This window comes from Dyella sp. (assembly GCF_036568765.1).
GTDB lineage: Bacteria > Pseudomonadota > Gammaproteobacteria > Xanthomonadales > Rhodanobacteraceae > GSA-30.
On the sequence record NZ_DATCRY010000301.1, the window covers coordinates 1 to 11065 of the forward strand.

Consider the following 11065-nt stretch of genomic DNA (forward strand, 5'->3'; position numbering starts at 1 on the left):
ACCTACAACACCCCGCCGACACCGAACACCATCACCTTGAATGGCTCGCTGGGCATCTGCAGCGTTTCCGGCACGCTGACCACCAACCCGTCGTTCTCGATCGTCAGCCCCTGATGATCCGTGGTCGTTCTTTGCTCGTGAACGGCTAGATGCAGTCAGGCGTGCGGCCAGCCATTCGGCTGCCGCACGCTGTTTCAACGATTTTTGTCTATTTCCGCGAACCGCATATGTGAGAGCGTCGACATGAAGAAAAGCAAAGTTGTTGCCCCAACCCATGCCAAGGTCCTGATCAGCACTGCGCTGGCGGCTGGGCTGTTGATGGCTTTCGGTATGCCGCGTCAGGCACATGCCGCTGCGTTTCAACTGCCGGTGACCAATGCCGCAGGTTATGGTCGTGCTTTCGCAGGCGGTTCGCTATGGCAGAACGATCCTTCGGCTGCCTACAACAACCCTGCCGCGATGGCATGGTTGACGGGGCCGGTGATGCAGGGTTCATGGATCGGTATCGACATTAGTGCGCAGTATCACGGAAGTACCACGGACGCATATGGTCGCGATATCCCCGGCAACACGCCCAATGCGGGGCATCGCCTTATTAACGATGGTTCGGCGTTCTACGCGATGCCGGTGTCGGATCGCTTTGCCTTCGGTTTCGGTATCGACGTGCCGTATGGCCTGCTGACCAAGTACGACTCCCAATGGCGCGGCGCTCAATGGGGCACCATGACATCGCTCAAGTCATTCGGTCTTAGTCTGGCTGGCAGCTACAAGGTGAGCGACAACTTTTCTCTGGGCTTCGGCGTGATTGCGCAGCGTACGCGCGCGCAGCTCAATAACGGTATCGACGTTGGCAGCGCAGCGGGGCTTGCTCTGCAAAGTCCGCTGCCAAGCCTTCCGGAGAATGTCGCGCAGATCAATGTGCGTGTGCATGACTGGTCGCAGGGGTATTTCCTGGGTGCGGAATTCAAGCCTAGCGACAACGACTCGTTGGGTATCAGTTACCACTCGCGCGTTGGCAATCGCCTGAAGGGTGAGTACAGGATGTACTACCCGAACGACGGAAAGACGGTCAGTCAAGACGGATTTCCGGTGACGGTCTCTGTCAAATCGTTGATCTCGCTTATTCCTATTCTCAATCAGCTCAACGCTGCCAATCCACAGCTGCAACTGCCGGAGCTGGATCCCGATGGCGGCCCGGCATCGGCCAACCTGGACCTGCCCGGCTTCGTCAACATCGACTATCTGCACAAGTTCAGTGACCGCTTCACGCTGGGCGCATCGGCGGTATGGACGAACTGGTCCAAGTTTCAGAATTTGATCCTGGTATCTGACGGCACGCAGCTCGTGACCTTGCCGCAGGACTATAAGAACTCATGGACGTTGAGTATCGGCGGTGATTACCAGATCAACGATCAGTGGGTGTTGCGCGGCGGCTTTGCCTGGGATCAGACGCCGACCACGGATACGACACGCGACCCGCGCGTGCCTGACAACGATCGCAAGATCGTCAGTATCGGCGTGGGCTACAAGCCGACCGAACATTTCACCATCGACGCGGCGTATTCGCATCAGTTCCTCAGCGATCCGCGTATCAACAACACAGCCCCGCTGGCGCTCGGCGGTGGCACGATGAACGGCTCGTTCTCCGACGCGGGCAATGTGGCGTCGTTGACCGCAACCTATCAGTTCTGACGGCGCGCCGATCCCTCCCTAGGCGTGTCTGGAAAGTGGTGCGGAATGGACTCCGCCCCATTTTCCGCTTCCTTATCTTAGGAGAAACAACATGAAGCCTTTGCTGTCGTGGAGCGTCGTTGCGGGACTGTTGATCTATGTCGCCAACGCATGGGCCGCTAATGACACGCCGGTCGGCACCTGGAAGCAGGTCGACGATGTCACCGGGAAGCAGAAGTCGGTAATCGAAATCACCGATGACGGCGGCAAGTTGCAGGGCAAGGTATTGCAGGTGATGAATCTTTCACCGGAGGAAATCGCCAAGGGCGGTCAGCATCCGGTGTGCGTCAAATGCGACGGCAGCCGCAAAGACCAACCGATCGAGGGCATGACCATCCTTTGGGACGTCAGCAAAGATGGCGACGTTTGGGATGGCGGTAAGATTGTCGACCCGAAGACCGGCAAGGTCTACAAGGTCAAGCTCACGCTGACCGACGGCGGTCGGAAACTCGATGTGCATGGCTACATCGGTTTCTCGCTGATCGGACGGAGCCAGGTTTGGGAGCGCCAGAACTAGGCGTTTTCAAGCGAGCCTCCCTTCAAGCGACGACCTGTTTTTTTGTTGGAACGGCTTCAGGGAACGTCTAAAAACCTCTCCATCGCCCGAATATAGCGAAAGCGGATCCTATCGTTGTGGGAGCGACTTCAGTCGCGACAAGGACTTGCGGTGAGGCACGATTGTCGCGACTAAAGTCGCTCCCACAGAAAGCAAGTTTTTCGAGGTTCCCTTCAGTCGCGACTGTCCAGGGCGTGGCATAGCCTGTCGCGGCTGAAGCTGCTCCTATACGCAAGATAGCCACGCTTTCAGGGGATGGACGTGTCAGGCCATCAACCGCTGAGGTTCCTGCAGGAAGTTCCCCTGTACGAAATCCACGCCACAGGCGAATAGCAGCGACGTGCTGGCAGCGTCCTCGACCCATTCGGCAATGGTCTGGCGCTTCATTTCCCCGGCCTGGCGGCACAGTTCGGCGATGCGCTTCTGGTTCTCCGGGTGCTGCGGCAGGTCGGCCATGTAGCTGCGGTCGAGCTTGAGGTAGTCGGCATCGATATGCGTCAGCAACTGGAACGAGTTCAGTCCCGAACCGAACTGCTCCAGCGCGAAACGGCCGCCGATCTTCTTCCAGGCGCTGACGAATTCCTGCGCGGGTCGCAGCGAGGTGATCACCTTGCTCTCGGTCATCTCCAGCACGATGGTACCGTGCTTGAGCGCGGCCTGTTTCATCCGGTCGGCCAGCCACGGGATTAGCTGGGTATCGTTGAGCGAGTTGGAAGTGAGCTTGACGAAGAAGGTCGAGGGCGTGCCGAAGCGTTCGCGTTGCCGCAGCAGTTCGATCGCATGCGATAGCACCCAGCGGTCGATCGCCGGGGTGAGGTTGTGCTTCTCGGCGATGGGCAGGAAGAAGCCGGGCAGCACTTCGCCTTGCGGGCCATTGAGCCGCAGCAGGATCTCGGAGAACTCGCCCTCGGCATCCTGCAGGCTGATCACCTGCTGGTGATAGAGCACGAAATCGTTCTGTGCCAGCGCCTGCTTGAGCAGGTTCAGCCAATAGCGTTCGCGTTCGGCATCGGCCTTTTCGCGGGCGGCCGGATCGTGCAGGTCGCTGCGATTGCCGCCCTGGCTTTGCGCGTTGCGAAGCGCCTGATTGGCCTGGTCGAGCAGCAGTTCGGTATTGGCGTTCTTTTCGCTGAGCAAGCTGCCGCCAATGCTTACGGCGACCGTCAGCGAGCGGGCACCCACGTCGAAGATCTCGCCCGCGATGCTCGTTTGCAGCGACTCGATCCACTGCTTGATGCTTTCGTCGTTACGCGAATGCAGCATCACGCCGATCATGTGTTCGCCGAGCAGACCGGCCGTGTCGTCCGGGCCAAGCAAGGATTCGACCTTGGTCGCGAACGCGGCCAGGAGTTCATCGGCCTTGCCCAAGCCGACACCGCTGACCACGGATTGCCAGTTGTCCGGTTCGATCAGCAGCAGGGCCTGCCCCATATTGCCTTCGGTGGCGGCGGCGACCGCCTGGTCGATGGTTTCGAGCATGCGTGCGCGATTGAACAGTCCAGTGACCGGATCGCGCTGCAATTGCTCGATCACGCCTGGGTCGACCTTCTGCCGGCGGAACACGACCTGCAGGCAGGGCTCGCCCTCGAACGTGGCATGAGCGAATTCGACATTGGCCTTGAAGGCACTTGCATCGGCGCGACGCGCCTGCACCTCCAGGCGACCGGGTATTTTTTCTCCACGCGACAACGCCTTGAGCGTGCTCTTGAACTCTTCGGCGTCGCTGGGGCCAATCATGTCCAGCACGGGCAAGCCCAGCAATTCATCGAAATCGGTGTAGCCGAAGGTTTCCAGGTAGGCCTGATTCGCGCGCACGTGCATGCCTTCATGAACATAGGCAATGGCATCGGTGGAGGAGTCGAGCAGTGCATCGCAACGGCGCTCGGTTTCGCGCAGGGCCGCTTCCAGGCGACGCAGTTGGCGGCGTGTGTTGAGCGATTCGAAATCGCGCTGCACGACGGCCAGCAATTGGCGCGGCTGGGAGCGCAGTGCGATGCCGCGTACTCCATTGACGAACATGTCCGTGGCCGCATCGTTGTCCAACTGGCTGACCAGGGCGATCAGCGACACATCGCGTCCATGGCCATCCAGCAGGCGCGTAATTTCGCGTAGCTCCAGGCTGCCGATTTCAGGATCGAACATCACCAGGTCCGGGCCCAGCTCGTCCAGCGCGGCCTGCATCTGGGCACTGTCGGTGGCGCGCGCCGGTCGTACGGCAATACCGTTATTGCGCAGCAGACTGATGATCTGCTCGGCGTCCTCGACGGATTTTTCGATGAAAAGAATCTTGATTACCAGGTCTGTTTTCGTCGACACGTCGAACGATCCTTGGATTTCACCGAAAGCGCTTGAGCCTGGGACACGTCGCGTCCGGCGGCCCGAAAAAGGGTTTTAACGGATTACTGCGACGACTGCCAGCGTTCTCTTGTATGAGGGTGGCCTCATATGGGGCGCTTGGACCCGTCGCCGCCGACTTCGCGCACCAGCGTGGGGACCAGGTAACCCGGCAAGCGCTGGCGGACGGCTTCGATCAACGCGCGGGCGTGCTCGTCGCTGACTTCGAAGTGTGCCGCGCCCTGGACCCGATCGAGCTGATGCAGGTAATAAGGCAGCACGCCGGCGGCGAACAGTCGCTCGGAGAGCGCAGTCAACGCATCGGCATCGTCGTTGATGCCGCGCAAGAGGACGGCCTGGTTGAGTACTGTGGCGCCCGCCTCGCGCAGCGCGGCGCAGGCGCGATCCACGGCGGTATCGAACTCGTTCGCGTGATTGGCATGCAGGACGACCACTTTCTGCTGCGGCAGGTCGGCCAGCCATTGCACGAAGGCATCGTCGATGCGCTCGGGGAGCACGACCGGCAGTCGGGTATGAATGCGCAGCCGGGTGACCGAAGGGATCTGGGTCAGGCCATGGCTCAGCTCGGCCAGCTTGGGTGTTGTCAGGGACAGCGGGTCGCCACCGGACAGGATCAGCTCGCGGATGCTCGGGTCCTGCCGGACATGGTCCAGCGCCTGGCGCCACTGCCCGGCTGCGGCGATTTCCTCGCCGTAAGGGAAATGTCGGCGGAAGCAGTAGCGGCAATTGATTGCGCAGCTGCCGCTGGCGATCAGCAATGCGCGGCCCTGGTATTTATGCAGCACACCCTTGGCGGCACGGGCGTTCATATCGCCTACCGCGTCCAGCGCGTAGCCCGGCATGGTTTCCATTTCGGCCAATTGCGGCAGGACTTGCCGGAGCAGAGGGTCTTGCGCATCGCCATGACGCATGCGGCCGACAAAGCCGCGGGGAACCCGCAATGCGAACCCCGCATCGCCTGGCGGCAGCCGCTCGGCGAGATGCTCCAGCCCGACCAGGCGCAGCAGTTCGGCGGCGTCCGTCACCGACTCGCGCCAAAGCTGGCGCCAGTCGGCGATAGGCTGGGGCGCGGCCGGTGTTATGCGGGCGCCGGGGCTTGCGGTTATCATAGGTGGCCCTGTGCGGGCCTTCCGGCCCGTTCGAACCGGTATTTTAACCGCTTACAACGTTCCTGGCGCGGCGCGATGTGCCAGGACAGGTAAAGAACACACTTTTTTCCTTTGGAGTTCAGCGCAAATGGCGAGCTACGACCTCAACGGCGTAAAAACGGGCTTGAAGATCCTGGTGGACAACGACCCGTATGTGATCACCGACGCCGAGTTCGTCAAGCCGGGCAAGGGCCAGGCCTTCACCCGCATCAAGATCCGTAATCTGGTCAACGGTCGCACGACCGAAAAGACCCTCAAGTCCAGCGACAAGGTCGATGGCGCCGAAGTGGTCGATGCCGATATGACCTTCTCCTACAAGGACGGCGACCAGTGGGTGTTCTCCGATCAGGATTACAACGAGCACCGTGCCAATGAAGCCGGCGTGGGCGATGCGTCCAAGTGGCTGATGGGCACCGAAGAGTGCGTGGTGACCTCCTGGACCAAGGCCGATGGCAGCACGCAGATCATCGCCGTGCAGGCGCCGAACTTCGTCGAGTTGAAGATCGTCGAGACCGACCCGGGTGTCCGTGGCGACACCTCCGGTGGCGGTGGCAAGCCGGCCAAGCTGGAATCCGGCGCCGTGGTCCGCGTGCCGCTGTTCGTGGGGCAGGACGAAGTGATCAAGGTCGATACGCGTTCGGGCGAGTACGTCAGCCGCGTGAAGTGATCGCAGGCGAACCTCGAAAGGGGCACGCCCTGGGATTCTGTGATGCGGGCAACGCGAAGTGCGAGATGTACTTCACCGGATCCGACTGAGAGACCCAAGCTAAACGGGGCGGCACCGCAAGGTGTTCCGCCCCGATTTTTAACCCAAGGCCATGAGACTTATGACGATTCCCCAACCGCAAGCCGTCGACCTGTCCATCGAAGCGCGCTGGGTCGTACCGGTCGAGCCGCATGGCACGGTGCTCGAAGATCACGCCGTAGTGATCGATGGCGATCGGATCGTGGCGTTGCTGCCGATTACCCAGGCACGCCAGGCCTATGCGCCGCGCGAGCGGGTCGAATTGAGCGAGCACGCTCTTATCCCCGGCCTGATCAATGTCCATACGCACAACCCGATGACCTTGCTGCGCGGACTGGCTGACGACCTGCCGCTGATGGTCTGGTTGCAGCAGCACATCTGGCCGGCCGAGGCCAAGGTGATCGGGCCGGAATTCGTGCGCGATGGGGTGGAGCTGGCAGTGGCCGAGATGCTGCGCGGCGGTACCACGTGTGCCAACGAGAATTATTTCTTTCCCGACGTGATTGGCGCGACCTATCGGCGCATGGGCTTTCGCGCCACCGTCGGCCTGCCGGTAATCGAGTTTCCCACCGCCTGGGCCAAGGCGCCCGACGAATATTTCGAGCGCGCGGGCGAAGTACACGACAGTTTCCGCGGCGATGCATTGATCTCTACCGCATTCGCGCCGCATGCGCCGTACACCGTGTCCGATACCAGTTTCGAGCGTATCCGCGTGCTCTCCGACCAGCTCGATATTCCCGTGCACCTGCATACGCACGAGACCGCGCACGAGGTGGAGGAAGAAAAGAAAAAGACCGGTCTGCGCCCGTTCCAGCGCCTGCAGCGCCTGGGGATCGTCAACGATCGCCTGATCGCCGTGCATTTCACGCAGATCACCGAGGGCGAGATTGCCGCGTGTGCCGAGGCCGGCGTGTCGGTGGCCCATTGCCCGGAATCCAATCTCAAGCTGGCTTCGGGTTTCTGCCCGGTCGAGAAATTGCGCCGGGCCGGTGTCAATGTGGCCCTCGGCACCGACGGCTGCGCGTCCAATAACGACCTGGACATGTTCGGTGAAATGCGCACCGCGGCCCTGTTGGCCAAGGCGGTGGCTGAGGATGCGGCGGCTTTCGACGCGGCGTATACGCTGCGAGCGGCCACACTCAATGCGGCCAAGGCGATGGGGCTGGATGCGCGGATCGGCTCGATCGAGCCGGGCAAGCAGGCCGATCTGACGGCCGTACGCCTGTCCGACCTGGAGACGCAGCCGTTGTTCCATATCGCTTCGCAGCTGGTGTACGCCACCGGACGGCATCAGGTCAGCGATGTATGGATCGCCGGCGTGCGTAAGTTGCGTCAGCGCGAACTGGTCGACGTGGATGTCGAGGGCATCCTGGCCAAGACCCGCGCGTGGCGCGAACGCATCGCTGCGACCTGATCGGAGGTATGCCATGAATCGCTATCTCGTTCTTGCTATGCGTCGGCCGCATTTCGACCCGGACGCTGCCAGTGCGCACCAGGCCTTCCTGCAGGGCTTGCGCAATGGCGGCACGCTGGAGCTCTCCGGTCCGTTCACGGACAAGAGCGGCGGTGCGTACATCATTCGCGCCGAGAGCATCGATGCGGCGCGGACGATCGTGCAGCAGGACCCAGTGCACACCAGCGGTGGCTGGGATGTCACCTTGCACGAATGGGACGCGCGCTAAGCGAGGCGCCATGCAAGGGGAAGTAGACTGTTTCGATCGGCGCGTTCGCGCCGGCGATGTGAGGACGATGTGATGCACGCTGCCAATGTAAGCCCCGAGGAGATCGCCCGCTTCGACAAGCTGGCTTCGCGCTGGTGGGATCCCGATGGCGAATCCCGGCCGTTGCACGACCTCAACCCGGTACGCCTGGGCTATGTGGCTGCGCGCATGGATCTACGCGGCGCTCGCGTCGCCGATGTCGGCTGCGGCGGCGGCTTGCTCAGCGAAGCGCTTGCGCGCCAGGGAGCCTATGTCACCGGCATCGACCTGGGCGAAAAAGTCATCCAGATTGCCAAGCTGCATCTGCACGAGTCGGCCTTGCAGGTCGATTACCGCCTGCAATCGTCCGCCGAGCTGGCGGCTGCCGAAGCCGGCGCGTTCGATGCGGTGTGCTGCATGGAGCTGATCGAGCACGTGCCCGATCCGGTCGCGCTGGTGGCCGATCTGGCCGCGATGGTCAAGCCGGGGGGCAGGGTATTCATGTCCACGCTCAACCGTACGCCGGCCGCGTTCGGTGCGGCCATCCTCGGTGCGGAATATGTGATGCGCATGCTGCCGCGCGGTACGCATCACTATGCGCAGTTCCTCAAGCCGTCCGAACTGGGCCGCCTGCTGCGGCAGGCCGGGTTGGAACTGGAAGATGTTTCCGGCCTGGGCTACAACCCGATCACCCGCAAGGCATGGATCGGCCGGATGACTGCGGTCAACTACCTGCTGAGCGCACGCAAGCCCGCATGAAACCGTTGCCTTCTTCCATTCAGGGCGTCCTGTTCGACCTCGACGGCACCTTGCTCGACAGCGCGCCCGATCTGTACGCCGCGCTGCGTCGCCAGTGCGAAGAAGAAAACGTCGTGCCGCCGGCTTACCCTGCCGTGCGCGAGGTGGTATCGCGCGGCTCGCGGGCGATCATCAAGCGCGGCTTTCCCGACCGCGACGAGGCCGGCATCCTGGCTTTAGTGCCTCGTTACCTGGATCTCTATCAATCCATGCTGGCCGAGCACACCCGGCCATTCGACGGCATCGACGCGTTGCTTGAGGTGCTCGAAGCCAACCGGATCGCCTGGGGGGTGGTGACCAACAAGCCGGGTTTCCTGACCGACCAGGTGATCGACCGGGTCGGCTGGACGACGCGTGCTTGCGCGATAGTGTCCGGCGATACGTTGGCGGTGAAAAAGCCCGATCCCGCGCCGGTGCTGCTTGCCTGCGAACGCGCGGGGCTGGATCCAGCACATTGCTTGTTCGTCGGCGACGATCGCCGCGACGTGCAGGCCGGTCATGCGGCCGGTCTTTACACAGTGGCGGTGAGCTGGGGCTATCTCGACGGTGGCGACCCACGCCAATGGAGCGCCGACGCGGTGATCGACCACCCCGACGAATTGGCCGCGTGGATCGTGCATAACCAGGCAGTGGCATGAACGCTGCCGCCGCTCATGACGAACATACTGCGCTGGACAGCTATGTCGACAAGTGGCTGGCGGTGCAGCCTCAGCAACGCATCGCGCTGGTCTTTGTCGATCCTCGCCGTTATCCGGGGCATATCGCACTGGCGGCCCTGGAGCAGGAGCTCCTCTCCGCGGCCTATGGCATTCGCGAGCCTCAAGTGGCTGCGGCCAAACTCAATTGGTGGGCCGAGGAGCTTTCCGGTGCGGCGAATACCGGAGGGCGGCATCCGCTGACCCAGGTGCTGTTCGACGACGAACGCGCCCATGCGCTTGGCAACGAACGCTGGCTGGCCCCGGTCCTCGCGGCGATGGCGCAACTGGAAGAGGGTACCGCGACGGATTTCCCGTCCCAGCTTGCCGCGGCATCGCAACTGCACGGTGCCTGGGCACGATTGGAGAACGCCTGGTGGTTCGGTGCGTCGGCTTCGGCCGAGCGTGCGGCCCAGTGGGCTACTCTTTCTCATTTGCTGCATGGCTTGTTACGGCTGGAAGAAGATGCCGAGCGCGACCGCCTGCCTTTGCCGATGGCGCGACTGGCCCGTTTCGGTCTGAGCCGCGCCCAGTTGCGGCAGCCGGGGCAGGAGCGCGAAGCGGCCATTCGCGCGCAACTGGGTGACCTGCGGCACGCCTGGGCCGTAGCTGCGCGGTTGCCGGGGCCGGTCAGCGTATTTCGTCAGTTGGAGGCGGATCAGGGGCGTCGTCAGGTCGAGCGCGCAGTGGAAGCGGCCGATCCATTAAACCGTCTGCGCCAGAGCACGCACTCACGAGGCCTAGGGCTGGCTTGGCGCACCTGGCGCGCGGCGCGTGCCTGGCATCGCCAGGCTGGCGACTGACGGACGCAGCGTTTCCCCGGCGGGACTATTGAGCCGGGCGGGGCTTGCCCCAAGATTGATGGCTCGGGTCGTGCTGGCCCGTCGAGATTCGGTAAGGATCGATCATGTACACCCCGGAAAACACCGCTCGCCTGCTTCCCGACGTCGCCGTGCATGCGCAACCGCACCTGGCCGGTGCATTGGACTGGGTCGGCATGGATGGCATCGAGGTGCCGGTCCGCTTCGATGCTGGCGACGGCGACGTGCAACGCAGCAGCGCGCGCGTCGGTGCGTTCGTCAACTTGCATCGCCCGGACAAGCGCGGCATCCATATGTCGCGGCTTTATCTCCTGGTGGAAGAGGCCTTGAGCAGCCGTACGCTCAGTACGAGCGGGCTGCGCGATCTCTTGCGCAGCTTTCTGGATTCGCACAAGGATCTTTCCGATCGCGCCTGCTTGAGCATCCGCTTCGAGCATCTGGTACGCCGCCCCGCGCTGCGTAGTGGCAACAGCGGTTGGCGCGCCTATCCGGTGTGCATCGAGGCCAGCCTCACCG

At 62.5% G+C, this 11065-nt stretch carries 11 protein-coding genes; 9 read left to right on the forward strand and 2 right to left on the reverse strand.

The annotated features are described in order from the left end of the window. Window positions 1–243 precede the first annotated feature (243 nt). Both VIM98_RS18890 and VIM98_RS18895 read left to right on the forward strand, forming a co-directional pair. Window positions 244–1692: an outer membrane protein transport protein gene (locus VIM98_RS18890; protein ID WP_331994651.1), complete on the forward strand. Its 1449-nt coding sequence runs from the start codon at window positions 244–246 to the stop codon at window positions 1690–1692. A gap of 91 nt (window positions 1693–1783) precedes the next feature. Continuing rightward, the gene (locus VIM98_RS18895; protein WP_331994652.1) at window positions 1784–2248 is read left to right on the forward strand and encodes a DUF2147 domain-containing protein; all 465 of its coding nucleotides are present in this window, start codon (window positions 1784–1786) and stop codon (window positions 2246–2248) included. Window positions 2249–2551: 303 nt separating this feature from the next. Here VIM98_RS18895 and VIM98_RS18900 read toward each other — a convergent pair whose 3' ends face one another. Together VIM98_RS18900 and epmB are read right to left on the reverse strand one after the other, a co-directional pair. Next, window positions 2552–4603 (reverse strand): GGDEF/EAL domain-containing response regulator, encoded by a 2052-nt coding sequence (locus tag VIM98_RS18900; RefSeq protein WP_331994653.1) that lies wholly within the window; start codon window positions 4601–4603, stop codon window positions 2552–2554. Between the two features lie 125 nt (window positions 4604–4728). Then, on the reverse strand, window positions 4729–5751 hold the full coding sequence (gene epmB, locus VIM98_RS18905) for an EF-P beta-lysylation protein EpmB (RefSeq protein ID WP_331994654.1): 1023 nt from the start codon (window positions 5749–5751) through the stop codon (window positions 4729–4731). Window positions 5752–5878: 127 nt separating this feature from the next. Here epmB and efp point away from each other — a divergent pair, with 127 nt between their 5' ends. From efp to VIM98_RS18940, 7 genes are all read left to right on the forward strand, one after another. Beyond that, the gene (gene efp / locus VIM98_RS18910) at window positions 5879–6457 is read left to right on the forward strand and encodes an elongation factor P (protein ID WP_331994655.1); all 579 of its coding nucleotides are present in this window, start codon (window positions 5879–5881) and stop codon (window positions 6455–6457) included. Window positions 6458–6617: 160 nt separating this feature from the next. Further along, on the forward strand, window positions 6618–7949 hold the full coding sequence (locus VIM98_RS18915; RefSeq protein ID WP_331994656.1) for a TRZ/ATZ family hydrolase: 1332 nt from the start codon (window positions 6618–6620) through the stop codon (window positions 7947–7949). 13 nt (window positions 7950–7962) lie between these two features. Beyond that, window positions 7963–8217 (forward strand): YciI family protein, encoded by a 255-nt coding sequence (locus VIM98_RS18920; protein ID WP_331994657.1) that lies wholly within the window; start codon window positions 7963–7965, stop codon window positions 8215–8217. A gap of 72 nt (window positions 8218–8289) precedes the next feature. Then, window positions 8290–8994 carry a bifunctional 2-polyprenyl-6-hydroxyphenol methylase/3-demethylubiquinol 3-O-methyltransferase UbiG gene (ubiG, locus tag VIM98_RS18925; protein ID WP_331994658.1) on the forward strand — a complete coding sequence of 235 codons (705 nt, stop codon included), beginning with the start codon at window positions 8290–8292 and terminating at the stop codon, window positions 8992–8994. After that, a complete protein-coding gene (locus VIM98_RS18930; protein ID WP_331994659.1) occupies window positions 8991–9671 on the forward strand; it encodes an HAD-IA family hydrolase in 681 nt (226 codons plus the stop codon). Before ubiG ends, VIM98_RS18930 begins: the two co-directional genes overlap by 4 nt. Then, window positions 9668–10531 carry a squalene/phytoene synthase family protein gene (locus VIM98_RS18935; protein ID WP_331994660.1) on the forward strand — a complete coding sequence of 288 codons (864 nt, stop codon included), beginning with the start codon at window positions 9668–9670 and terminating at the stop codon, window positions 10529–10531. Before VIM98_RS18930 ends, VIM98_RS18935 begins: the two co-directional genes overlap by 4 nt. Before the next feature lie 104 nt (window positions 10532–10635). Continuing rightward, the coding region (locus VIM98_RS18940) for a GTP cyclohydrolase, FolE2/MptA family (protein WP_331994661.1) at window positions 10636–11065 on the forward strand (430 nt) is incomplete at its 3' end.

Excerpts from the sequence above, each read along its gene's own strand:
- VIM98_RS18890 (WP_331994651.1), top strand. The coding sequence starts at position 244 with ATGAAGAAAAGCAAAGTTGTTGCCCCAACCCATGCCAAGGTCCTGATC.
- VIM98_RS18895 (WP_331994652.1), top strand. The coding sequence starts at position 1,784 with ATGAAGCCTTTGCTGTCGTGGAGCGTCGTTGCGGGACTGTTGATCTAT.
- epmB (WP_331994654.1), bottom strand. The coding sequence starts at position 5,751 with ATGATAACCGCAAGCCCCGGCGCCCGCATAACACCGGCCGCGCCCCAG.
- efp (WP_331994655.1), top strand. The coding sequence starts at position 5,879 with ATGGCGAGCTACGACCTCAACGGCGTAAAAACGGGCTTGAAGATCCTG.
- VIM98_RS18915 (WP_331994656.1), top strand. The coding sequence starts at position 6,618 with ATGACGATTCCCCAACCGCAAGCCGTCGACCTGTCCATCGAAGCGCGC.
- VIM98_RS18920 (WP_331994657.1), top strand. The coding sequence starts at position 7,963 with ATGAATCGCTATCTCGTTCTTGCTATGCGTCGGCCGCATTTCGACCCG.
- ubiG (WP_331994658.1), top strand. The coding sequence starts at position 8,290 with ATGCACGCTGCCAATGTAAGCCCCGAGGAGATCGCCCGCTTCGACAAG.
- VIM98_RS18930 (WP_331994659.1), top strand. The coding sequence starts at position 8,991 with ATGAAACCGTTGCCTTCTTCCATTCAGGGCGTCCTGTTCGACCTCGAC.
- VIM98_RS18935 (WP_331994660.1), top strand. The coding sequence starts at position 9,668 with ATGAACGCTGCCGCCGCTCATGACGAACATACTGCGCTGGACAGCTAT.